The sequence below is a fragment of the Streptomyces hygroscopicus subsp. hygroscopicus genome, from assembly GCF_030269125.1.
GTDB classification, from domain to species: Bacteria; Actinomycetota; Actinomycetes; order Streptomycetales; family Streptomycetaceae; genus Streptomyces; species Streptomyces hygroscopicus_C.
In genome coordinates this window covers 132,063-154,408 of record NZ_BSSM01000004.1, presented here as the reverse complement: position 1 = coordinate 154,408, position 22,346 = coordinate 132,063, and the positions used below count along the sequence as shown (strand labels likewise).

Sequence of the window (22,346 nt, the reverse complement as noted above, 5' to 3'; positions counted from 1 at the left end):
ACACCGGGCGTGTGAGGCGCGGGCAACCCACCGGCCACCAGGTGTCGTTCGCCCCGGCCGCGGGTCGAGCCGAGGACCGGCGGGGCCATCGCGAGCCGCTACGACAAGGCGCCCGAGTGCCACCTCGCCGGACACCGCCGCCGCGCCTGCCGAAAGCCGAGGCGCGGACCGGTGCCGACCGGCTCACCGCTGACGGCCCACAGGTGAGCGGCGACGGCGGGTCGGTCATATGAGAGGGGACGGGCTCACGCCGCGGAAGGCCACGCAGGCCGAAGACCCCCGGCCCCCACAGCTGCCCTCCCCGCGCCTCCGGGTCAAGGACGGCACGGACGACGGGCCATGCTCCGGCGTCCTCGCCCTGCGGGCCGCCGGCGCCGCGGACAGCAGGGGGGACGGCCACTGGGTCAGCGCGAAGTGGCCGAGATGGTTGGTGGCGAACATCAGCTCGTGGCCGTCCTCGGTCTCTCGACGCGGCGGCTCGTCGAGCACGACCCCGGCGTCGTGGACGACCGCGTCGAGGCGTTCGAGGTCCAGTGTGTCCACGGTGGTCTTCAGGGACGACAGGTCGGCGAGGTCCAGTCGAAGGTGGCGCACGCGCGCCGGGACGCGCGAGCGGATCGAGGCCATGGCGGCGTCGGCCCCCGCGCGCTTCCGGCTGCCGAGCACGGCAACGGCGCCGGTGGCGGCGAGTTGCTCCGCGGCGAACCAACCGATCCCGGCGTTGCCCCCGGTGACCAGGAAGATCCTTCCCTCGGCAGACCGCGGCCGGTGAACGTCCCACGGTCGGCTCTGGGACGCGGAAGACACGATGACGGGCTCCTTGCGCTCCGGGGCGGCGCGCTCCTGGGGAGCACCGACCCGCTCAAGGTCGCAACCGCCACCGACATACCGCCGACAGATCACGCTCATCGCGGACAGGTGTCCGACACGCCGCCGCAGAACGGCCGAGGGTGGAACGGCCGCTACGCCACGACCGGCGCGGAACGCGGCTCGTCGGCCGGCTTCGTGGCGAGCATGCGACGGACCCGGCAAGCCGCGCGCCGCTGCCTCGGCCGCGGCTCAGGCGCCGGGTTGAGCGGACGGCCGCTTCCGGAATGGGGCGAGCGTGGCGCGTACGAGCCGCTGCCTCGGCCGCGGCTCAGGCGCCGGGTTGAGCGGACGGCCGCTTCCGGAATGGGGCGAGCGTGGCGCGTACGAGGTCGGCGGCGCCCCAGTCGGGCTCGAACTGCGCGATGACGGCCAGGTGTTGACGCAGCTGGAGAATCGGCATGCGGTCGCGCCAGTCGCGGTCGAGTCCGGTCAGCTCGGGGTACAGCTCGAAGAACACGCGCGCCTCGGGCGGCGGCGCCGTCGTCCACAGGTGGGCCAGGTCGACCTCGGCCCACGTGTACGACACGGCCGGGTCGATCAGCGCGGGCCGCCCGTCGGGGGTGGCCAGGACGTTCTGCGTCCACAGGTCGCCGTGCGTCAGGCACGCGGGCCTGACCGGGAGCAGTTCGGGCAGTCGGTCGCACAGTCGTTCCAGCGCCGCCCGGTCCGCGGCGTCGAGCGCCTCCTGGACGCGAGGCTCGCCGAGCCAGCGCAGCAGACGGTGCTGGGCGAAGAACGTGAACCCGTCGTCGTCCCAGGTGTTGACCTGCCGACGGCGGCCCAGCCAGTTGTCCCGGTGCCAGCCGAATCGGGGGTGCCGCGTGGCGGTGTGCACGTGGGCGAGCCCGTGCGCGAGTTGTTCCCAGAAGGCCTCGGTGCCCGGCCGGGGCCGCAGCACGGACAGCACGAGCAGGTCGCGGTCGGCGCGGATGACCTCAGGGATGGCGATGCCGCCCGCCTCGCGCAGCACGGTGAGCCCTTCGGCCTCCGCGGCGAACGCGTCGTCCGACGGCGGCTCCCCGAACGCCTTGACGAACACCGACGCCCCGTCGCCACGTCGCGCGAGACCCGCGGTCGCGGCGAGGCCTCCCGTGGCCGGCTCGACCGCGACGACGTCGGTCAGACCCGCCGCGTGCAGGCGTTCGCGCAGGAAGGACGTCGCGTCCGTCACGTGGTGCTCCTCTCTGCGGGTCCCGCGCCGCGGCGATCAGGGCCGAGCCCACGGCGGCGGCTCACTCACGGGCGCCCCGCCCCGCACACGGACCACGGCGGCAACGGGCGTCAGTATGCCCGAGACACCGGTCTGCGGGCAGTGATCGCGCCCAGGCGAAGACACCTTGACCTCAAGCACGCTTGAGGAAGGAGTCTTCCGGCATGGACACCGAAGAGACGCGGCGACAGGTGCGGACCCTGATGGACCGCGCCGAGATCACCGACCTGCTGGACCGCTGCCTGCGCTCCCTGGACGAGGGGGTCATCGACGAGGAGTGGGCGCGCGCCTTCCACAACGAGGACGTCACGGCGGAGATGCCCATCGGCACCGTCCACGGCCGCGACGCCCTGACGGCTCATGTCCGGCGGGCCATGGCTCTGTCCGACCGGACCGTGCATCTGGGCACCAACACCGTCGTCGACGTCGACGGCGGCCGGGCCACCGCCCGCGGCGCCCAGTTGAGCACCCACGTCCTGGCGGACGGCTCGGGCGGCGTCTTCGTCTCCGCCGGTCACACCGAGACCGAACTGGTCAGGACGGCTGCCGGCTGGCGGATCTCCGCCTCCGCGCTCCGGGTGGCGTGGACCTGGGGCACTCCCCCGCGGCTCCCGGGCGACTTCGCTCCGGCCCGTACGGACGAGGACTGGGCCGGGGCCGCCCACGGGAGTGCGGACCGCGACTCCGTCAACGACGCGTCAGTCACCCGTCAGGGACCCGTGTCACGCTCTTCCACGTGAACGGCTCGGGGCACCGCCCGGGGCCGGGAGCGAGGAGAGGTGCCCGGAGCGGTTCATCGGGGGCCACGCAGCCACGCCTCATGGCCGGGTCCTTCGGGGCCCACGCAGGTTCGAATCCTGCCCTCTCCGCGACAGCCACCGGCAGGGGTGCGGCCACGCTGTTCGCCACTCCACCAGCGGGGCGACGGCTCGGGCACCTGGGCGCGGTGCGCCGCCGCTGGGCCTCCACCGTCACCGCGGGCCCGGACGCCACCGCCCCGGCCAGGGCGGCGGAGGGCGCCGAGGCCGCGCCTCGGGAGCGCGACGCCCTGCCGGCCTGGTCGGCCGAGTCGACGCGGCGGTTCCCGGACGCGCTGCGCGAGGCCGGCCTGGACCGCGCCCGCTGGAGGTGGTGGGGTGACTCGCAGTCGCCGCAGACCTCCTGGGCCGTCGCGCGGCACCAGGTGCAGGAGGCCGCGGTGCACACCTGCGGCGCCCAGAACGCCCTGGGCACCCCGCTGCCGCTGCCGGAGGAGGTCGCGCTCGACGGTGTCGACGAGTTCCTGTCCACCTCCTGCGCGACGACGTCCACATGGCCGCGCGAGCCGGCCGCCCTCGAATTCCGCGCCATGGAAGGCCGTTCCCGGCGCCTCCCGCCCGCGGCAACGGCGTGAGGTCCGCCCTTCCCCCCACGCCCGGTCCGTCCTCCGTCACCGCTGCCGACGAGGGCCCGGACGCGGCCGATGCCTTGATCCGGGGCACGGCAGGCGAACCGGTCCTCGTCCGGTACGGCCGTCTCCGATCGACTCCCTGCGACTCGGCGGCCGCCGAGGCCGGTTCTCCCTGCTGCGCGACCGGGATCCGGGAAAGCAGGGCGCGACCGCGGCCGCGCCGTGCGGGCTCCGGGCCCGCACGACGGGGTTCCGAGCGACGCGAGATCTCGGACCGGTCCGCCGCGTTCCGGTCCGCCCGGCGAGACCGACCGGGCCGTCATGACAGCGCGACGGCCTCCGCTTCGGCGGCCGGCAGGTCCGGGCGCAGTCTCGCGCGGAGTTGTTCGAAGGCCGTCGGGGTCGGGCGCCGCGACAGGAAGGCGCTGATCCGGCGGGCGCAGTGCAGCGGGCTGTCCGTGGTGGTGTCGCACTCGATGTCGTACAGGCCGTGCGCGTGGACGCGTTCGAACTGTCGCGCCGCGAGACCGACCGGCCGGTCGCCGCGCGCCTTCTCACGTCGCTGGAGTTCGTCGAGCGAACAGCGCACGCCGACGAGGACGACGTTCCGCGCGGTGAACAGTCCCAGGCAGTCCAGCAGACGCCATTCCTCGCTCAGCACGTGGTCGACCACGATGTCGTTGCCGGCCGCGGCCATGCTGGCGACCGCCCGGTGGAAGCCCATCCATGTGCGCCGGAGCACGGCGGGCAGCTCTTCCGGGCTGACCTCCCGACGGGTCCGCATCGCGTGGAAGGCGTCCACCGGCATGTGGAAGGACGGCTCGTCAAGGACCTGCAGCAGTTCCCTGGCGATACTGGACTTGCCTGAACTGGACGTCCCGTTCAGGAAGATGATCAGTCCGGTCCGGGACGACGCGGGGTCCGCACCGTGGTCGGCCGGTACGGACTCGTCCCTGCTCCCGGCGTCGGGCATCTCGGGCTCCTTCGCTGTCGCCGGTGATTCTGATCATCATCGTCCATGGGCGACCGCGGGAACAGGGATCCCCCCCGGCCGCCGGCCGCCGTCCAGGACGGGTCGTCGGGATGCCGGCGGATCGGTGAGACGCGGGCCGCGGCCCCGGAACCCGGATGGCCCCCGGCCGGGGCGGGGACCGTACGACGGGGGCCGAGGGCCCGGATGCCGGATCAGTCCGTCGCCGGGATCCGCGGCGCCGGCCCCTCCGGCGCCGGAGCGTCCCCGGCCGCGCTCACCGCGGCGGTGATCTCGTCCGCCACCGCGGACGGCTGCGGCAGCACCAGGCCGATGACCAGGTACAGGACGAGGGAGGTCACCAGCGGGGTGGCGACGGTCAAGGTCTGGTCGGTGCTGTCCAGGACGTACTTCACCAGGACGAAGCTCGCCAGGCCGCACGCCCAGGAGATCAGCGCGGCCAGGGAGCCCCAGCGGCGGAACGCCGGGAGCAGGCCGAGCAGCATCGGGATGGAGATCGGACCCATCACCGCGGCGACCAGGGCGGTGATGATGCCGAGCGGACCGCCGAAGTGGCTCGCCTCCATGGCGACCACCATGCTCACCGCGATGAAGGACACGGTGCAGATGCGCGCGGCGAGCAGTCCGCTCCTGGCACCCGGCGACCGGCCCCCGCGGGCGACGGCCGGGATGATGTCCCGGACGACCACCGCGGCGATGGCGTTGGCGTCCGAGGAGGCCATGGCCATGGTGTGCGAGAACATGCCCGCCAGGGTCAGACCGACCAGCCCGGCCGGGAGCAGATTCTCGGCCATCAGCGCGTAGACCTGCTGCGGGTCCGCGATGCGCGGCATCAGCACCGGGCCCACGACGGAGGGGAAGAGCAGGACCGCGGGCCAGATCAGGTAGAGGACCGCGGACAGGACGGCCGAGCGCCTGGCGGCGGGCGCCGAGTCCGTGGCCATGTAACGCTGGGCCAGGTTCCACATGCCGCCGTTGTACTCGAAGAGCTTGACGACCACGTACGCCGTGAGGAAGCCGGCCGTGTACGGGCCGACCAGCGGGTGGGTGTGGTCGGCGGGCAGGCGGTGCCAGACGGAGCCGAGGCCGGAGAGACCGCCCACGTGGTTCAGCGTGATGATCACCATGGAGAGCGCGGCGACGCCCTGGATGACGAACTGGCCGAAGTCGGTGAGGGCGTCCGCCCACAAGCCGCCGACGGTGCAGTAGACCAGGGTGACGACGCCGGTGATCAGGATGCCGATATCGAGCGAGACGCCGGTGAACACGTTGAGCAGGATGGCGACCGAGGCCCACTTGGCGGCGACGTCGAAGACCTTGAGCAGCGCGCCGCTCCAGGCCAGCGCCTGTTGCGTGGCGATGCCGTACCGGCGGGCGAGGTACTCGAGCGGTGAGGCGACGTCGTAGCGGCGGCGGAGCCGGTTCCAGCGCGGCGCGAAAAGCCAGGCGCCGACGCCGGTCGCGAGCGCGAGCGGCAGGAACGCCCAGACGTAGACGGTGATGCCGTAGCTGTAGGCGACGGCCGCGTAGGCGACGAACACCGCGGCGCTGTACCCCGACATGTGGTGCGAGATGCCGGACAGCCACCAGGGCATCCGGCCGCCGCCGGTGAAGTAGTCACTCACGTCGCTGACGCGCTTGTGCGACCAGACGCCTATGAGCAGCATCACCACGAAGTAGCCACCGAGGGCCACCCAGTCCGGCCAAGCCATGCGACCTCCTCGTGCCGACGGCCGTCGGCGGTAGCGAGCGGTAGGGGTGCAGGGGTCTCGACGGCACCGACGCCGGACCTCCATCGACATGGACGGAAGCTTGACCAAGGCGTCCACATATGTAGACTCGGTTCTCATCCATGCTTTGCAGCGCGCACGCTAGCCTGGCGTACAGGGGCGGTCAATGTTTCGGGAGGTTTTCGTTGACGGAGACAGGTGACGGCGGCCGCGGGCCGGTGAAGTCGGCGGAGCGCACGGTCCAGATCATGGAAGTGCTGTCGGCCTCCCCCGAGCGGCTCACCCTCGGTCAGCTCCAGGAGCGCACGGGATACCCGCGTTCGAGCCTCTACGCGCTGCTGCGCACCCTGGTGGCCCTGAAGTGGATCGAGGTCGAGGAGGGCGGCGAGGCGGCCGGCTTCGGCATCGGTCCGCGCGCCCTGCTGTGCGGCACGGCGTACCTGGACCGCGACCCGGCACTGCCCTACGCGGTGCGCCGGATCGAGCAGTTGCGCGCGGACGTCGGCTACACCACCCACTACGCCCGGCTGGACGGCTCGAACGTCATCTACCTGGCCACCCGTGAGGCCACGGACTCCCGCCGGCTGACCTCCCGCGTGGGCCGGCAGCTCCCGGCGCACGCGACGGCGCTGGGCAAGGCGCTGCTCGCCGAGCTGACCGCGCAGGAGGTGGAGGCGGTGCTGCCCGAGGGGCCCCTGGAAGCGCTCACACCGCACACGGTCACCCGCCGCCCGGCCCTGCGGGAGGAGCTGGAGCAGACGCGCACGCGCGGCTGGGCGCTGGAGAGCGAACAGAACACGCCGGGGCTGTGCTGCGTCGCGGCGGCGGTGTCGTACCGCATCCCGGCGACCGACGCGATCAGTTGCTCGATCCCGCTGGACCACGCCACGGACCAGGAGATCGAACGCGTCGCGGAGGCCGTCAGCCGGCACGCCGCGGCGCTGGCGGGGACCCTGCGCCGCGACGGCATCCGCTGACGTACGCCCCGGAGAAGGGCATGCCGAAGCCCCCCGGACACGCCGTGCCCGGCCGGCGGGCGCTCGGCCGTTCCTCCGTGCCCCGCCGGTGTCACCGACGGGGCACCGCCGCTCTCACCACCGGAAGGCCGGACGCCTCACCAGCGGGGGACCTTCTTCTCGTACGACGGAACGATCCGCCGCATGTAACCGGTGTCGTCGCGGTTGCGCAGGCCGCAGGAGAGGTACTGCTCGTGCAGACGGGCCAGCGCGTCGCGGTCGAGCTCGACGCCGAGGCCGGGGCCGGTGGGCACGGCGACGGAGCCGCCGCGGAACTCCAGGACGCCGTCGACGACCACCTCCTCGCTCTTCCACGGCCAGTGGGTGTCGCAGGCGTACGTCAGGTTCGGCGTGGCCGACGCCAGGTGGGTCATGGCGGCGAGGCTGATGCCCAGGTGCGAGTTGGAGTGCATGGACAGGCCCAGGTCGAACGTGTCGCAGATCCCGGCGAGCACCTTGGAGCGCTGAAGGCCGCCCCAGTAGTGGTGGTCGGAGAGGACGACCTGGACCGCGTCCAGGGCCACGGCCGGCCTGAGTTCGTCGAAGGCGACCACGCACATGTTGGTGGCGAGCGGCATGGGCGCCTCGCGGGCGACTGCGGCCATGCCCTCCTGTCCCGGCGTGGGGTCCTCCAGGTACTCGAGGACGCCGTCCAGCTCACGGGCGACCATCAGCGAGGTCTCCACCGTCCAGGCGGCGTTCGGGTCGAGCCGCAGCGGCCGGTCGGGGAAGGCCTCGCGCAGGGCGCGGACCGCCTCGATCTCCTCCTCGGGCCGGAAGACGCCGCCCTTGAGCTTGATGGCCGAGAAGCCGTACTCGTCGATCATGCGGCGGGCCTGCGCGACGATGCCCTCGGGGTCGAGCGCCTCGCCCCAGGGGTCGGCCTCGTCGCCGGGGTGCGCGGCCCACTTGTAGAACAGGTAGGCACTGAAGGGCACTTCGTCGCGCACGGCGCCGCCGAGCAGGTCGGACACCGGCCGCCCGGCCGCCTTGCCCTGGATGTCCAGGCAGGCGACCTCGAACGGCGAGAAGACCCGGTCCACCGTGCTGCTGGTGGTGATCATGCCGGTGAGGCCGTGGCCGTCGCTGCCGGTGTCCCCGCCGAGCGCGGCCGCGACCGCGGCGTGCATCCGGCCGAGCCGGTGGACGTCCAGGCCCACGAGGGCGTCGGCGGCCTGCCGCAGCCGGCGCAGATGGCCCTCGTCGGCATACGTCTCGCCGAGGCCGGTGATCCCCTGGTCCGTGTGGACCTCCAGGACGGCCCGAAGCGCGTACGGCTCGTGCACGCCCACCGCGTTGAGCAGGGCAGGGTCGCGGAAGGCGACGGGGGTGACGGTGACGCCGGTGATGCGGATCGCGTCGCTCATCGGGTGCTGTCCTCCACGAGGGCCAGGCCCGCGTCGGTGATCCGGCGCAGGGCGTCGAGGTGCTCGGGGGCCGGGTCGACCAGCGGGGCGCGCACCCCGCCGACGTCCAGGCCCTGCTGGCGTACGCCGGCCTTGACCAGCGAGACGGCGTAGCCGGGGACCAGGTCGCGCAGCGCCACGAGGGGGTGGAAGAACTCCCGTTGCAGCCGCTCGACCTTGGCCGCGTCCCCCTTCTCGACCGCCTGGTAGAAGGCGTTGGAGATCTCGGGGGCGAAGCAGAAGACGGCGGAGGAGTACAGCTCGACGCCGATGCCGCGGTAGGCCGGGACGGTCACCTCGGCGGTGGGCATGCCGTTGAAGAACTGGAACTCCTTGCCGGTCCCCGCGAGTTCGTGCCGCACGGCGGTCACGATGCGGGAGAGCCGGTCGAGGTCGCCGACGCCGTCCTTGAGACCGACCACCTTCTCGTGGCGGGCCAGCTCGGCGGCGGTGGCGGCGTCGAAGCGGGCGTTGGAGCGGTGGTAGACGATGAGCGGCAGGTCGCTCGACCCGGCGACCTCCCGGGTGTAGGCGGCGAGTCCGGCCGCCGGGGCCTGGACCAGGTAGGGCGGCAGCAGGAGCAGGCCGTCGGCGCCCGCGTCCTGGGCGATGCGCGCGTACTGGCGGGCCAGGGGCAGGGGGCCGCCGGTGCCGGCGTACACCGGGACGCGGCCGGCCACGGTGCGCACCGCGGTGCGCACCGCCTCGCCGTACTCGTCGGGGCTCAGCGCGTGGAACTCGCCGGTACCGCAGGCGACGAAGACCCCTCCGGGGCCGGCGGCCAGGCCGCGGCGCAGATGCTCGGCGAGCACCTCCCCGTCGACCTGTCCGGACGCCGTGAAGGGCGTCACCGGAAAGAACAGCACGCCGTCGAACATGGGCACTTGGCACTCCTCCGTCGCCTGCATGTTGTCTACATATGCAGACACGCTCCACATTTGCGAACTTGCCTTGGAACTGTAAGACTCGGCCGGAGCACGGTCAAGACGGTCCGGGACGCGCCCGGCCGCCGCACCACCGCTACGGAGGAGATGAGGCGAGTGACCCAGCGCATCGTGATCACCGGGGCCGCGGGAGGTGTCGGCGGCCTGCTCCGTCCTCGGCTGGCCCGTGCGGGACGGACCCTGCGGCTGCTCGACGTGGCGCCGGTGCCCGGCGCGGCCGAGGGCGAGGACGTGGAGACCGCACGGGTGTCGGTGACGGACCTGCCGTCGATGTGCGAGGCACTCACCGGAGCCGACGCGGTGATCCACCTCGGCGGGCTCAGTGTCGAGGGGCCGTGGGACGAGATCCTCGACATCAACATCAACGGCACGCGTACGGTCCTCGAGGCGGCCCGCCGGGCCGGTGTGCCCCGAGTGATCATCGCCAGCAGCAGCCACGCGGTGGGTTTCCACCCCCGGGGCAGGGGCGAGGCTCCCGACTACCTCTTCCCCCGCCCCGACACCTACTACGGCGTGAGCAAGGTGGCCGCCGAGGCCCTGGGCAGCCTCTACCACGACCGCTACGGCCTCGACGTGGTCTGCGTCCGCATCGGCGGATGCTTCGAGCGCCCCATCGCCACCCGCCAGTTGGCCACCTGGCTCTCCCCCGACGACTGCGCCCGCCTGATGGAGGCGCTCATCGCAGCGCCCTCCCCGGGCTTCCGTGTGGTGTGGGGCGTCTCGGACAACACCCGCCGCTGGTTCTCGCTGGACGAGGCACGCGCCCTCGGCTACGAGCCCCTGGACGACGCCGAACGCTTCGCCGGCGAACTCGCGGGCCGCCACGACCCGCTGGACGAGATCTACCTGGGCGGCGCCTTCTGCTCGCCGGATCTCGACGCGGCCGCGGACGACTGACGCCAGGCACCCGGCTCCCTTCCCTTCCGTGCGGTTCCGTCCCGACCGCCCCGTTCGACCCGGAGGTCCGAGCGATGAGGGACATGACGTCCGCCCCGCTGCGGGGCATCAGCCCGCGTACCGGTGAGCCCGTCGGCGACCCGGTCCCCGTGTCCAGCGCGCAGGACGTCGACGCCGCGGTCCGCGCCGCCGTCCGGGCCTTCCCCGTCTGGTCCACGTCATCGTCGGCCCGGCGCCGTGGCCGCGAAGGGCTGTGGGAGGCACCGGGGAAGCATGCGGGACGAGCCCCTCACGGCTGTCGCGACGCACCGGCGGCCGCTGCTGACGGGCTGTTGACCCGTGGCGACGCCTTGGGCAAAACTACCCGCCATGTCCACCCCTCAGCGCCTGGTCCAGGACGGTGTCCGCCACTGGGGCCGGCTGCCGGACCGGCCCGCTGTCGCCAACCCCCTCGACATGTACGCCGGCTTCACCCGCCGGGTGAAGAGCCTGCGTCTGAAGGAATGGGTCGGCTTCACGCTGCTGCATCCTGACTGGTACTCCTCCTTGATCATCCAGGACGCGCACTACCTGGCCAGTTCCGAGATCTACGCCTACGACCGGACGCGCGGCGTGCTCCACCAGCACGCGGCCAACGCGTCCGGCGGCAGCCCCACGCTGCCCGCCGAACTCCTGGAGAGTGCCTGCCTCTTCGAGCGCGACGGCTACCGGATCGCCTGCTCCTTCTCCCGCGCGTCCGCGCGGCACCGGATCGAACTGGACATCGCGGCGACGCCGAAGGCCCCGGCCGTCCGCGGTGAGCTCGACCTCGACGCCATGGCGGCCACCGCTCCCCTCTCCGTCAGCTCCCGGCTGCCGAGGGGGAGCATGTACACCCACAAGGCCGCCTTCCCCGTCTCCGGCGTGCTCCACGTCGGAGACGCCGAGATCGCCTTCGACCCCACCCGCGACCTGGCGATCCTCGACGAGCACCGTTCGCTGCTCCCGTACCGGACCGACTGGCTCTGGGGCACCTTCGCGACCTTGACGGACGCCGGCCCGGTCGTCGGGGCCAACTTCGCGGCCCGGCCCGAGCTGCCCGGCGAGCCGGAGGAGTCCTGCCTGTGGACCCCGCGCAGGTGCGAGCCCCTCGGCGGCGTGGTCTTCGAGCCCGCGTCGGCCGATCCGTCGGCCCCCTGGCACATCGCCTCCCGGGACGGCCGTATCGACGTCGTCTTCGAGCCGGAGGGCCGCAAGCAGGTGAAGCACAACCTCGGACTCTTCGCGGTCGACTACTTCCAGCTCTTCGGGCACTACCGCGGTGTGCTCCGCGGAGCCGAGGGCGACATCGAGATCGAGGACGTGCACGGGGTCTGCGAAAGCATGAAGGCCCGCCTGTAGACCGTGCGGCACCGCGTCAGGCACGCGTCAGTCCCCCGTCAGACGGTCCTGCCACTCTTGTTCACGTGAACGGGCCCGGGGAGACCGGGGACCGGGAGCGAGGAGAGGTGCCCGGAGCGGTTGATCGGGGACCGGCGAGCGCGTCTCGAGGTCGGACCCCTTGAGGGTCCACGCAGGTTCGAATCCTGCCCTCTCCGCCACACTGGTGTGACCCGGCGCCACGGGACGCACCGCTCCGTACGACTGGCCACGACGGGTCAGGCGCCGCGCCGGACCGGGCCGACGAGGACGCCAGGAGCGACGGCGAACGCGACCTTGTCGTTTCCGCGAACGCGCGGGCTTCCTGGCCCTGTTCTCGTACCGCCGCGGCGAACGGACATGTGGCGCAGGGGGTGCCCGGCCGCCGCGCAGGGGCGTGTCCGGCGGCGATCGCCCCGCCCTGTGTGCGGCGGAACCGGACTGCCCGCCGTCCCGGACGGGTCCGCACGTCGCGGAGCGACCCGGCTCACTCCTGGTGGTCTCCCTGTGGACGAGGCGTTGACGCGCGGGTACCTCGATCAGGTGGGAACTCCGTCGGGCTGCCGGAAACGGCCTGGTCACCTGCTTTCCTCTTGAGTAGTTCCGCCGTCCACAGAGGAATGAGGACCCATCGATGAAGCGTCTCGCTGTCTGCGCCGCCGCGACGGTCTCGGCCATCGCTCTCGCTGCCGGGCCGACCGCGGCAGCGCCCTCCCCGGGCAAGCACGGCGAAGCCGCCCGGCACCACGCGCCCGCGAAGCCGGCGAGCGAGTCGGCTCGGCTGGCCCGTTCCATCCTGAACACGAAGGGCATCACCTACGCCAGTGCGCACGTGGGCGGCACCGACAAGGCGTCCCTCCCGAAGCAGAACCTGGTCGACGTCTCCCATGGGCGCCTGGCCAGGACGAGCCCGTGGGGTCACGAGAAGGGTGCCCGGGTCGCGCTCGACACGCGGATGCTCAACGGTGTCCTGAAGCTCGGCACCCAGTACCACTACAGGTTCGAGATCTCCGAGTTCGTCGGCGGAGAGCACAGCCGCGGCTCCAAGCACTACGCGGGCCGCGCGGTCGACGTCACCTGGATCAACGGCCGTCACGTGGGCAGGAAGGCCGATCACCGCGGATTCATGAACGCGTGCCGCAAGCTCGGCGCCACGCTGGTCCTCGGCCCCGGCGACAAGGGCCACAGCACCCACGTCCACTGCCAGTGGTAGCCCGCCTCCGGCACATCAGGTGATGAGCGGCAGCGCCCGCAGGCTCACGGCGGGGCTTGGGGGGAGGATGCTGCGGGCGAGGCGCCGAGACGTGCGCGTTGCAAGGTCGTCAGCCTGTGGATGTACAGAGCAGCCGCGACGGCCGTGGGGATGACGAGGAGCCGGAGGATCAAGGCCGTCCATCCTGTGGTGTTGAAGGTGTAGTCGCCGTGGGGTCTGTCGGCCCAGTCGCTGTGGTCGACCCTGTTCCAGTGGCACGTCCTCCAGAATTCCGGCCAGGTGACGAATGCGGCCAGCCAGAGACTCCACCAGAGGTCGAGTCTGGTGGCCGGGGCCGTGATCTCGGCCTGGGCGGGCGGGCTGGAGGCGTGCCAGATGTCGTTGGCGATCTGCTTGGGCAGGTAGAGATTGCCGATGGGGATGAACCAGGCGAGGACGGCCATGGAGGGGTGGTATCTCAGCCGCCCGGGAGCGAAGCGCTCGGCGACGGCGCGCGCTCGGGCGAACCAGATCAGCCAGCACACGATGAGAACGGCTCCGGAGACGATCTGGGATTTCCCCCAGAGGTCGGTGGCGGGTCCGCCGTCCCAGTACTGGTAAGCGTCATTTCCGTGCAGGGTGAGCACCAGGTAGATCTGCCGGAAGGCTGTGCTCGTGGCCACCGCGGTGAACAAGGCGAGCGCCGCGTACACGGCGACGGTGGCGGGATCTGAGCCGTTCGCGCCCTTGCGTTCTTCGGCCGGCGTGGGCCGGGGCTCCCCGTCATCCCGTGCGGGGGCGGACCGCTGCCGCGGCATGTCGGGGATGGTGACCGGAGCGGTGACCGGCCGGGCCGGCTCGGTCACCGCCGCGTCCGGCGACGGAGGCGTGCGAGCCGGGGTGGTGTCGGGGGTCACCCGGGTGTGCGGGTCTTCGTGTTCGAGCAGTTGTGCCGCGTCCTGCCCCAACCGGGCCAGGACGGCGGCCGGCAGCCATGGTTCGAGGTGACGGTACTGCGTCTCTTCCCGGGTCTGGAGCGTGTGGACGGACGGCCGGGTGGTCGGGTCCTTGGCCAGGCAGTCCCGGATGAGGGGGCGGAGTGGTTCGGGGACGCCGGTGAGGTCCGGTTGCTCGTGCACCACGCGGTACATGACGGCGTGGGCCTGACCTTCGGGCGCGACGAAGGCCATGTGTCCGCTGGCGGCGAAGGCGAGCACGGCGCCGAGCGAGAAGACGTCGCAGGCCTGGGTGAGACGCTCGCCGCGGATGTGTTCAGGGGCCATGAACCCGGGCGTGCCGACGACCGATCCGGTGGACGTCAGTCCGCTGCTCGTCAGGCCGTCCAGCGCGCGGACGATGCCGAAGTCGATCACCCTCGGACCATCGATCGTGATCATGATGTTCGAGGGCTTCAGATCGCGGTGGACCAGCCCGGCGGCGTGGATGTCCGCCAAGGCACCGCACAGTCCGGACGCCAGGCCGCGCACGGACCGTTCCGGCAACGGGCCGTGCTGGTCCACCACGTCGGCGAGCGTGGGCCCGGGGATGTAGGCGGTGGCGACCCAGGGCCGTTCCGCGTGCGGGTCGGCATCCAGTACGGCGGCCGTCCAGTCCCCGCCGACCTGCCGGGCTGCGGTGATCTCGTTCGCGAACCGGGTTCGGAAGTCCGCGACCGCCGCCAGTTCGGTGCGGATCGACTTCACCGCCACCATCCGCCCCCTCGACGACCGGGCGAGGTACACCACGCCCATCCCGCCCTCGCCGAGCCGGCCAAGCAGCCGGTAGTCCGCTATCTGCTCCGGATCGTGCTCCCGCAGCGGTAACACAGCTGGGCGTCTCCCTTCCCCACGGGCGCCGCAGGGCGCGTGAACAACCAGTCAGGTTAGTGGCGACGGCGCCAGAGGACCGGTGGTTTCGCGGAGCGGCTCGATCCCGCCAGGGCTGACGCGCTCGCTCCCGACGCGGCTGTGTCGCTCAGGTGTCCCCCTCGGACCGGTCCCACGACCGGCGCCCCGCCGGTGGTCAAGATCGGAGCGCGCGACCGTTTCGCCGCCCCATTCGTCGTCGAGGTCCGCGCCGGACTCGGCCGCGCCCGCCAGGAGATGGAGGGTCCGAGGCCGCCGGCCTCGCCGGCGAGAGCGACTCCGACAGCAGCACCGGCCGTGCCGAGGTCCGGCCGCATGCCAAGGGCACCGCCCGTGGACACCTGGTGCTCCACATCCTGGCCGCCGCGGGCGGCGTGCTGCCGTTCTGGCTCCTCACCGTGGCCGCCCCGGCCCTCGGCCGTCCGCGCGGCGACCACCCCATTCCCTGGAGGGACCCGCCCCCGGACGTCATGGGTGTTCCCGGCAACGCCTGCCCCAGCCCCGTTATGTTTTTCGCGGTCCTGCAAGAGGGCCGCTGGCCTCCGGGCCCGGCATGACTTTTGCCCCCTGTCGAACGGATGACCTGGGGGTGGTGTCACCGAGCCCGAGGAGTGCCGTCGGAGACGCTGATGAGAGGTCCGGCCACCGCTCGGCCGGGCGCAATGCCCGGTCGTTCACGGGCGGCAGGTCTGCATAACCCCGCGCCCGTCGCCAGGCCGCTGGGTGGGCAACGGTGCGTGAGACCGGAGTGTGCCGTGCGCGTCCTGCGCTGCGACCTGGCGGGGGGCGAGGAGCGCGGCGAGGTCACCGGTGGCCTCGGGTCCGGTGGTGGCGAGCCGGGCCGCGAACGCCGGCCGGCCGATCCCGGCGAGCGGCGCGGCGTGCGCGAGGACCGGCGGAGGCGGAAGGCCGGCACCGGACTCGCGGGCGGCCGGGTCGCGGGCGTTCCCTCGGCGCGTGGCCAAGGCGCCGGCGAGCCAGGCGTCGACGTCGGCCCGGACGTACTAGCCCGGCCGGCGGGTGACTACGTCGCGGACGGCGTCGTCCCCCGTCGTGGGGCTCGGTCCGCTCCGGCGTGCCGGGCCCGCGTGGTGCGCCGGGAACCTATCGCGCGGGCAGCGATCGGGGCGGCTTCGAACCGGGTCGTCCGGCACCTCCCGGCGGCACGTGGCGATCAGCGGGAGGAACGCGGAGAACCGGTTCTCGTCGTGGTGCTCAGCGGTGTTCCGTCAAGCCCGCCGAACCGGCCCGGCGCGTCGTGATCTCGCGCGTGCAGAAGAGCGCGATGGCCGCCATGCCCACGGCGAACAGGGCCCATTGCCGTGAGACGAACGGGACGTACTGAAAACCGAACCGATGACCGGACAGCATCGTCGTCAACGTGCCGACCACCGCGGCGGCGTTGACACCGACGAGGGTGTAGCCGATGCCGCGCGTCCGGCGTCCCGTCCGGGGGGTGAGGGCCGCGGCCATGGCCAGGAGGCCCACCAGCGTGAGCGTGGAGATCCCGCCGACGGACAGCCAGAAGCCCCCGTCGATCCCGCCGACGGACGCGTCGTCGGCCAGGTCGGCCGCGACCACCGTGGCGTAGGCGCAGAAAAGGAGCGCCGGGGGGAGGAACCGGAGCGGCAGAGCCATGCGTGCCTGCCAACGGGGTCGCGCCCGCACGGCGAACCACACGATCAGCCCCCCGGTGGCGACGGCGACCGCGCCGGCGCCGCTGGCCACGTCGCGACCGTCGTCGACTCCGTCGATATTGACCGTGGTCACCGTGGCGGCCACCAGCGTGACGAGGAACCAGACCGCAACCGCGATCCGGTTCCGCCCCGCCACAGGCTTCCTGGTGGGGCCACCGGGGGACGGCGACGGCCAACCCTCTGTCAGCGGCGCGGTGGCCGTCGGGGCGGGCTCGGGCGCGTCCGCGAGCCCCCGCAGGGCCTGGGCGGCGTCGGCGGCGCTCGCATACCGCTCGGCGGGATCCTTGCGCAGGAGCCTGAGCAGGAGAGCGTCCCAGGCCTCCGGCACACCCGCGGCCACGGAACTGGGCGCGGGTGGCTGCTGGCTCAGGTGCGCCGTCAGATAGCCGACACTGTCCGGGGCCTGGAACGGCAGCCTGCCGGTGACCAGCTCGAAGAGCAGGCAGCCCAGCGCGTACAGATCGCTCCTCGGTTCCGGGTAGCCGCGTGCCTGCTCCGGCGCCATGTACGGGGGCGTGCCCACGATGAAGCCGGTCTGGGTGAGCCGGTCGGCGGTCGCGTAGGGATCGGCGGCGCGTGCGACACCGAAGTCGAGGACCTTCACCGTTCCGGCGGACGTGACGAGGATGTTGGACGGTTTGATGTCCCTGTGCATGATGCCGTGAGCGTGTGCGTCACCCAAGGCGTCACAGATCTGAGCACCCCACCGGGCCGCCTCAGCCAGGTCGACGGAGCCTTCCCGGAGCTTGACATCGAGCCCTTCGCCGCGCACCAACTCCATGACCAGAAAGGGCGCGATGCCTCGCTGCGTACTGCTCTCGCCGAGATCGTGGACGGTCACGACGTACGGGTGCTGCAGCCGGGCTGTGATCCGCGCTTCGCGCAGAAAGCGAGCGCGCGCCTCGTCCCCACGGCTTCCGCCGCCGGCGAGCAGGGAGATCACCTTGACAGCCACCTGCCGGTCCAGCGTCTCGTCCCGTGCCTCCCAGACCTCGCCCATGCCGCCCTCGCCGAGCTGCCGGACCAACCGGTACCGGCCTCCCAGAAGTTGGCCCTCCACCGCGTCCTCCCGTCGTGGACTCACCTGTGCGACTGTGCCCCGAGCACCTCGATCATGGCACTCGGCGCGGAGCGCCACCCGCGACATCCGGGATTCCGAGGGCGCTGTCAGGTCCTCCCCGTGCCGCACGGGCCGCTTCCGTCAGCTCCGCTACGACACCACTGGAAACCCACTGCGCGCCGGCCCTGCCTGGGGCGACGGCGGCCGAGGGCGCGCGCGAGTTCGCCGACCGGCGCCAGCGTGTGTCCGCCATCGCCCGCGCACCACCACACGACCTCGCGCTCCCGCTCCGAGCCGTGGACGCCGAGGTCATGCCGGGGACACACCGGCCAGACCTGCCAGGTCCGTTCGAGCAGGCTCTCCTGGATCAGGATCGCCAGGCTGGTCAGTGCCGTGGTCGGGTCGTCGCACATGTCCGGCAGGATGGGACCGCCCCAGTTGAGCCGTTCGCCGTCGGCAAGGCGGACACCGGCTCCCACCGGGAACCAGTCCTCCAGAACCTCGATCTCCGGTTCGCCCTCGATCCCGCGCGTGGGCAGGTCACGGGCCACGATGCGCAGCGCGGCGCGCAGCGTCTCCAAACGCTCGGGAGCGAGGTCGAAGCCGGGATCGAAACCCGTATCGTCCAGGATGCGCCGGGCCAGCGCGGTCATCTCCGCCGGCGGCACCTCGGCCGGTCTGCGCTCGACGACCTCCACGATGGCGTCGGTGTGATGGAAACGGTCGAGCAGTTCGCAGGCGAGGGCGACGACGTCCTGGGGGTCGAGGTCGCCCTCGCGCAGGCCGAGGTAGACCCTTCGCTCCAACTGCCCGGTATCCGCTCCGTACTCAGCCATGGCGTTGCTCACCGGCCCAGTATCCCCGGGCGGCGCGGTTCCCCGCCGCAGGGTTTCCCGGCATGACGCCTGACGCGCTCACCAGGGGAGCGCGGGCGTCGACCAGCCCTACGACGTCCACCAGTTGCTCGAACCGCGGGATCGTACGGCGGACGGGGTCGGCACGGGCCTCGAACTCGTCCTCCTCACGAACGCGGTCGGCTGCGAGGTCCTGCCGCGGCGCTACGGCCACGGCGTCCAGTGCCGGGAGGAGAAGCCCCCGGTCTGCCGTTTCGTCGTGGCGCACCACGATCTTGACCGCACCGACCGGAACCGGCTGGTGGGCGACTGGCCGCGCCGGGTGAGGGCCGTCTGGCAGTCAAGGGGCTTCGGATGGTGGTCCAGCACCAACCGCATCGCCGACCTGGTCGAAGCCGTCCTCACCCGCCCCCTCGCCGCCTCGGCCTCCGGCGGGGCCGGCAGGGTCCGGTCCTCGTCGGTGCGTGTCCGGATCGCAGGTGGTGCGGGGCGACGCGGGCTTCGGCGGACAGGACCCGCGTGCCGACGTCGCACCGGTGCGCGGCACATGCGGAATCTGCGGGAAGGGGCACTGGAGGGGAGCCATCGGGGCACGCCCCGGACGCCGCGCGCCGGCCGCCCGCCGGTCAGCCGGCGTCGGGTCCCCCGGACGCACCGCGGCGGGCGGCGGACGCCCCAGACCCGGAAGGTTCGCCGGCCGGTTGGCCGGCCCGCGGGTCGCTCGACGAGGGACGCGCCCCGGATTCCAGGCGGAGCATGGCTTCCTCGTCGGCGCTGCCGGGGACGGCCTGGTAGACGACCATCCGCTGGCCGCCGGTCCGGGCCAGTCGCATGACCTCGTAGGTCAGGGTCATGGTTCCGACCTTGGGGTGCCGGAAGTTCTTCTGGCCGCCGCCGCGCTCACAGACGTCGTATCGCTCCCACAGACGTGCGAACTCGGGTGATTTCAGGACCAGTTCACCGACGAGAGTGGTCAGTTCGGGGTCGTCCGGATCGGCGCCGGCGACGGCCCGGAGGTGGGCCACCGAGAGGGCGACGGTGTCCTCCCAGGGCTCGTAGAGCGTTCTGCCCACCGGGTGGAGGAAGAGGTAGCGGGTCAGGTTGCGCTGTTCCTCCGGCCAGTCCCAGAGGCCGGGAAGCAGCCGTCGTCCCGGTGGGTTCGCGGCCAGGACGCGGTTGTACCGGCTCACGATGTAGGCAGGCAGCGGGCGCACCGAGTCCAGCATGCGCAGCACCGAGTCGCGGACGGTGTGGTCCGGGGAGGCCGGCAGTTCGGAGGTCCGCCCCGAGGCCAACTCCGCCAGTTCGTGCAGCCGTTCGTAGGCGTCGCCGCGCAGCCGCAGGGCGCGGCCGAGGGCGTCGACGACGGCGGCCGAGGGGTTGGTCTCCCGGCCGCGTTCGAGGCGGATGTAGTAGTCCACGCTCACGCCCGCCAGCGCGGCCAGCTCCTCACGACGGAGCCCGGGTGTGCGGCGCAGGCCCGCGCCGGCCGGGAGGCCGACGTCCTCCGGGCGTATCTGCGCCCTGCGGGCCTTCAGGTATCTGCCGAGTTCGGTGCCCCGCACGTCTGTTGTCGCTGCCATTCGGTCAATTGTGACAGGTGCACAAGGGCGTTGGGGGGCCGTGTCAGGGCCAGGAACACCACACCCCGGGTTCGGCGCGGTCTGCCGCACCGGGGCGGGCGGGCCCAGAGTGGATCAGGAGCGGGCGGCCCGGCGGCGCGGGCCCAGGGGGTGCGTGACACCGGACCGCGGTCCCGTCGTCCGAGGCCGCCCGCCCTTTCGTCCCCGACGGACACCGTCGACCGATGCCTGATCGTCCAGGAGGCCACCATGCCGGGCACCCCTCTGTCCTCACCGTCCGCCGCGCCCGCCCGGGTGCGCGAACCCGAGCGGCCCGCGCCGAGGGTGCGGCGCCGCCGGCCGGACCGGGCCCGGCCGGCGGCGGACGGCGAATCGGCCGCCTCGCCCGGACGGGCAGGTGTCGCGCTGGTCGCCTCGCTGCTCGGGTTCACCGTGATCACCATCGATGTGTCGGCCGTGAACATCGCGCTACCCGCGATCCGGGCGTCCCTCGACGGCGGGATGGCCGGGCTGCAGTGGGTGGTGGACGCCTACACGCTGATGTTCGCCGCCCTGATGCTCTCCGCCGGTGCCATCGCCGACCGCGCGGGCGCGCGGCGCGCCTACGCCTGGGGCGTCGCCCTGTTCACCCTGGCCTCCCTCGGCTGCGCGCTGGCGCCGGGCATCGGTGTGCTGGTCGCCGCGCGGGTGGCGCAGGGCGGGGCAGCCGCGGTCGTGATGCCGGCCTCGCTCGCCCTGATCCGGCAGGCCCACGAGGACAGCAGGGAGCGCGCGCGGGCCATCGCGCTGTGGACCGTCGGGGGTTCGGTGGCGATGGCCGCCGGCCCGGTGCTGGGCGGGCTGCTCACCGAGTCGGCCGGCTGGCGGGCGGTCTTCCTGCTCAACCTCCCGGTGGGGGCGGTGATCCTCGGCCTGCTGGCCCGGGTGCCGCGCTCGCCCCGGCGACCCGCCGCACTGGACGGCGCCGGGCAGTTGACGGCCGTACTGGCCTTGGCGGGGCTGGCCGTCGCGGTGATCGAGGGCGGCCACCTGGGCTGGACCAGCCTCCCCGTGCTGGCCGCGGCCGCGCTCGCCGTCGTCTCGGGGTTCGTGTTCCGCCTCGTGGAGTCCCGGCACCGTCAGCCCATGATCCCGCCCGCGCTGCTGAAGGACCGCCGGGTGGCCGTCCCGCTCGCCGTCGGCTTCGCCGTCAACGCCGCCTTCTACGGCGGGATCTTCCTGCTCGGGCTGTACTACCAGCAGTTGCGGGGTATGTCGGCGACAACGGCGGGGCTGATGTTCGTGCCGATGTCGGCGGTGGTGACCGCGACGAACCTGGTCTCGCCGCGGCTCGCCGAGCGGATCGGGCGGCGGCCGGTGATCGTCGTCGGCCAGCTGGTCTTCACCGTCGCGATGCTGGCCATGCTGCCGCTGGCCGCGGGCACCGCGGTGTGGCTGGTGCTGGTCCTGCTGCTGCCACTGAGCATGGGCGGGGCGCTCGCGGTGCCCGCGCTGACCGCGCTGCTGATCGACGCGGTCCCGGCGGAGCGCGCGGGAACCGTCTCGGGGCTGCTCAACTCCCTCCGTCAGCTGGGCGGTGCCCTCGCGGTCGCCCTGTTCGGCAGCCTGCTGTCCGGCGCCGGCGACGGCTTCTCCCTTCCCGGTATGCGCCTCGGGCTGCTGGCCGTCGCCGCGCTGCTCCTCGTGACCACCGTCCTCTCGCGGCTCCTCCTGCCGCGCGACTGACACCCCGTTCGCGGTCCGCCGACCGGCGGCGACCGCGATGACGTCGCCCGGGTGTCGCGGCCGAGCACGCGGCGGGACCGGTCGCTCCGCGAAGCCGCGTCGGACGGGGCGGGCAGGACCTGGTGCGGCCTCTGCCGGGCATCGGCCTCGTTCCCGTTCCGCGGCCCCCACCGGCACGTCATGCGCGAACCGCAGCCCGCCTCCCCCGGCAGCCACTCCCGCTGGACTCTGGTGCACAGCGCGCAGAGCGTTCCGCACGGCACCTCCCGGTCAGCCCATCGGGCGCGGCCGGGACACCGGAGCCGCCGCCCTTCCCCGGCGACAGCGGTGCGGTCCCGTCTCGCGGTTCATCCGGCACGACCCACCGCGACGCCCCCGTGACGGCGGAGACGCAGGGTACGGAAAGCGGGGCAGCGGGGCAGCGGGGCAGCGGGCGAGGGTTCACGTGGTCACCGCTGCGGCCGTCCCGCACCCGATGTGTCGACGGGGCCCCGCCGCGCGGGAGTCCGATCCGGATG

17 protein-coding genes and 3 pseudogenes are annotated in these 22,346 nt (G+C 72.9%); 9 read left to right on the top strand and 11 right to left on the bottom strand.

The features are described 5' to 3' along the window. Nucleotides 1–98: 98 nt before the first annotated feature. A pseudogene (locus QSK45_RS11530) lies at nucleotides 99–807 on the bottom strand (SDR family NAD(P)-dependent oxidoreductase). 331 nt (nucleotides 808–1,138) lie between these two features. Continuing rightward, entirely contained in the window at nucleotides 1,139–2,041 is a 903-nt protein-coding gene (locus tag QSK45_RS11525; protein WP_285555807.1) for a fructosamine kinase family protein, read from the bottom strand. Nucleotides 2,042–2,244: 203 nt separating this feature from the next. Between QSK45_RS11525 and QSK45_RS11520 the strand changes: the two genes are divergently transcribed. The 3 genes and pseudogenes from QSK45_RS11520 to QSK45_RS11510 all read left to right on the top strand — a co-directional run bounded on the left by QSK45_RS11520 (nucleotide 2,245) and on the right by QSK45_RS11510 (nucleotide 3,473). Beyond that, entirely contained in the window at nucleotides 2,245–2,820 is a 576-nt protein-coding gene (locus QSK45_RS11520) for a nuclear transport factor 2 family protein (RefSeq protein ID WP_285555805.1), read from the top strand. A gap of 33 nt (nucleotides 2,821–2,853) precedes the next feature. Next, nucleotides 2,854–2,949, top strand: a pseudogene (locus QSK45_RS11515). 77 nt (nucleotides 2,950–3,026) lie between these two features. After that, nucleotides 3,027–3,473 (top strand): maleylpyruvate isomerase N-terminal domain-containing protein, encoded by a 447-nt coding sequence (locus tag QSK45_RS11510; protein WP_490993547.1) that lies wholly within the window; start codon nucleotides 3,027–3,029, stop codon nucleotides 3,471–3,473. Nucleotides 3,474–3,789: 316 nt separating this feature from the next. On the opposite strand, the gene QSK45_RS11505 is transcribed toward QSK45_RS11510, so the two are convergent. Both QSK45_RS11505 and QSK45_RS11500 read right to left on the bottom strand, forming a co-directional pair. Then, the gene (locus tag QSK45_RS11505) at nucleotides 3,790–4,443 is read right to left on the bottom strand and encodes a chloramphenicol phosphotransferase CPT family protein (RefSeq protein ID WP_285555803.1); all 654 of its coding nucleotides are present in this window, start codon (nucleotides 4,441–4,443) and stop codon (nucleotides 3,790–3,792) included. Nucleotides 4,444–4,655: 212 nt separating this feature from the next. Beyond that, nucleotides 4,656–6,173 carry a sodium:solute symporter family protein gene (locus QSK45_RS11500; RefSeq protein WP_285555799.1) on the bottom strand — a complete coding sequence of 506 codons (1,518 nt, stop codon included), beginning with the start codon at nucleotides 6,171–6,173 and terminating at the stop codon, nucleotides 4,656–4,658. Nucleotides 6,174–6,376: 203 nt separating this feature from the next. Here QSK45_RS11500 and QSK45_RS11495 point away from each other — a divergent pair, with 203 nt between their 5' ends. Further along, nucleotides 6,377–7,168 carry an IclR family transcriptional regulator gene (locus QSK45_RS11495; RefSeq protein ID WP_285555797.1) on the top strand — a complete coding sequence of 264 codons (792 nt, stop codon included), beginning with the start codon at nucleotides 6,377–6,379 and terminating at the stop codon, nucleotides 7,166–7,168. A 137-nt stretch (nucleotides 7,169–7,305) separates the two neighbouring features. Here the strand turns inward: QSK45_RS11495 and QSK45_RS11490 are convergent, their stop codons facing one another. Beyond that, nucleotides 7,306–8,574, bottom strand: a complete 1,269-nt coding sequence (locus QSK45_RS11490; RefSeq protein WP_285555795.1) for a glucarate dehydratase family protein — start codon at nucleotides 8,572–8,574, stop codon at nucleotides 7,306–7,308. After that, the gene (locus QSK45_RS11485; RefSeq protein ID WP_395484823.1) at nucleotides 8,571–9,491 is read right to left on the bottom strand and encodes a 5-dehydro-4-deoxyglucarate dehydratase; all 921 of its coding nucleotides are present in this window, start codon (nucleotides 9,489–9,491) and stop codon (nucleotides 8,571–8,573) included. Before QSK45_RS11485 ends, QSK45_RS11490 begins: the two co-directional genes overlap by 4 nt. 153 nt (nucleotides 9,492–9,644) lie before the next feature. On the opposite strand from QSK45_RS11485, the gene QSK45_RS11480 reads away from it, so the two are divergent. The 4 genes and pseudogenes from QSK45_RS11480 to QSK45_RS11465 all read left to right on the top strand — a co-directional run bounded on the left by QSK45_RS11480 (nucleotide 9,645) and on the right by QSK45_RS11465 (nucleotide 13,065). Beyond that, the gene (locus QSK45_RS11480; protein ID WP_490993546.1) at nucleotides 9,645–10,454 is read left to right on the top strand and encodes an NAD-dependent epimerase/dehydratase family protein; all 810 of its coding nucleotides are present in this window, start codon (nucleotides 9,645–9,647) and stop codon (nucleotides 10,452–10,454) included. Nucleotides 10,455–10,823: 369 nt separating this feature from the next. Continuing rightward, nucleotides 10,824–11,834 carry a DUF2804 domain-containing protein gene (locus QSK45_RS11475; RefSeq protein WP_285555792.1) on the top strand — a complete coding sequence of 337 codons (1,011 nt, stop codon included), beginning with the start codon at nucleotides 10,824–10,826 and terminating at the stop codon, nucleotides 11,832–11,834. 101 nt (nucleotides 11,835–11,935) lie between these two features. Beyond that, nucleotides 11,936–12,034, top strand: a pseudogene (locus QSK45_RS11470). A gap of 452 nt (nucleotides 12,035–12,486) precedes the next feature. Further along, the gene (locus QSK45_RS11465) at nucleotides 12,487–13,065 is read left to right on the top strand and encodes a hypothetical protein (RefSeq protein WP_285555791.1); all 579 of its coding nucleotides are present in this window, start codon (nucleotides 12,487–12,489) and stop codon (nucleotides 13,063–13,065) included. 44 nt (nucleotides 13,066–13,109) lie between these two features. Here QSK45_RS11465 and QSK45_RS11460 read toward each other — a convergent pair whose 3' ends face one another. The 5 genes from QSK45_RS11460 to QSK45_RS11440 form a co-directional block, all read right to left on the bottom strand. Then, nucleotides 13,110–14,870 (bottom strand): protein kinase domain-containing protein, encoded by a 1,761-nt coding sequence (locus QSK45_RS11460; protein ID WP_285555789.1) that lies wholly within the window; start codon nucleotides 14,868–14,870, stop codon nucleotides 13,110–13,112. Between the two features lie 1,254 nt (nucleotides 14,871–16,124). After that, nucleotides 16,125–17,690: a serine/threonine-protein kinase gene (locus QSK45_RS11455; protein ID WP_285555787.1), complete on the bottom strand. Its 1,566-nt coding sequence runs from the start codon at nucleotides 17,688–17,690 to the stop codon at nucleotides 16,125–16,127. Nucleotides 17,691–17,773: 83 nt separating this feature from the next. Next, nucleotides 17,774–18,502 (bottom strand): hypothetical protein, encoded by a 729-nt coding sequence (locus QSK45_RS11450; protein WP_285555785.1) that lies wholly within the window; start codon nucleotides 18,500–18,502, stop codon nucleotides 17,774–17,776. Then, nucleotides 18,495–18,734 carry a hypothetical protein gene (locus QSK45_RS11445; protein WP_285555783.1) on the bottom strand — a complete coding sequence of 80 codons (240 nt, stop codon included), beginning with the start codon at nucleotides 18,732–18,734 and terminating at the stop codon, nucleotides 18,495–18,497. Before QSK45_RS11445 ends, QSK45_RS11450 begins: the two co-directional genes overlap by 8 nt. A 412-nt stretch (nucleotides 18,735–19,146) precedes the next feature. Next, on the bottom strand, nucleotides 19,147–20,103 hold the full coding sequence (locus QSK45_RS11440; RefSeq protein ID WP_285555781.1) for a helix-turn-helix domain-containing protein: 957 nt from the start codon (nucleotides 20,101–20,103) through the stop codon (nucleotides 19,147–19,149). A 249-nt stretch (nucleotides 20,104–20,352) separates the two neighbouring features. Between QSK45_RS11440 and QSK45_RS11435 the strand changes: the two genes are divergently transcribed. Next, the gene (locus QSK45_RS11435; RefSeq protein ID WP_285555778.1) at nucleotides 20,353–21,828 is read left to right on the top strand and encodes an MFS transporter; all 1,476 of its coding nucleotides are present in this window, start codon (nucleotides 20,353–20,355) and stop codon (nucleotides 21,826–21,828) included. The last annotated feature ends 518 nt before the right edge of the window (nucleotides 21,829–22,346 follow it).

Coding starts and splice junctions, on each gene's coding strand:
- QSK45_RS11480 (WP_490993546.1), top strand. CDS start 9,645: ATGAGGCGAGTGACCCAGCGCATCGTGATCACCGGGGCCGCGGGAGGT.
- QSK45_RS11440 (WP_285555781.1), bottom strand. CDS start 20,103: ATGGCAGCGACAACAGACGTGCGGGGCACCGAACTCGGCAGATACCTG.
- QSK45_RS11475 (WP_285555792.1), top strand. CDS start 10,824: ATGTCCACCCCTCAGCGCCTGGTCCAGGACGGTGTCCGCCACTGGGGC.
- QSK45_RS11520 (WP_285555805.1), top strand. CDS start 2,245: ATGGACACCGAAGAGACGCGGCGACAGGTGCGGACCCTGATGGACCGC.
- QSK45_RS11465 (WP_285555791.1), top strand. CDS start 12,487: ATGAAGCGTCTCGCTGTCTGCGCCGCCGCGACGGTCTCGGCCATCGCT.
- QSK45_RS11435 (WP_285555778.1), top strand. CDS start 20,353: ATGCCGGGCACCCCTCTGTCCTCACCGTCCGCCGCGCCCGCCCGGGTG.
- QSK45_RS11450 (WP_285555785.1), bottom strand. CDS start 18,502: ATGGCTGAGTACGGAGCGGATACCGGGCAGTTGGAGCGAAGGGTCTAC.
- QSK45_RS11490 (WP_285555795.1), bottom strand. CDS start 8,574: ATGAGCGACGCGATCCGCATCACCGGCGTCACCGTCACCCCCGTCGCC.
- QSK45_RS11485 (WP_395484823.1), bottom strand. CDS start 9,491: ATGTTCGACGGCGTGCTGTTCTTTCCGGTGACGCCCTTCACGGCGTCC.
- QSK45_RS11505 (WP_285555803.1), bottom strand. CDS start 4,443: ATGCCCGACGCCGGGAGCAGGGACGAGTCCGTACCGGCCGACCACGGT.
- QSK45_RS11500 (WP_285555799.1), bottom strand. CDS start 6,173: ATGGCTTGGCCGGACTGGGTGGCCCTCGGTGGCTACTTCGTGGTGATG.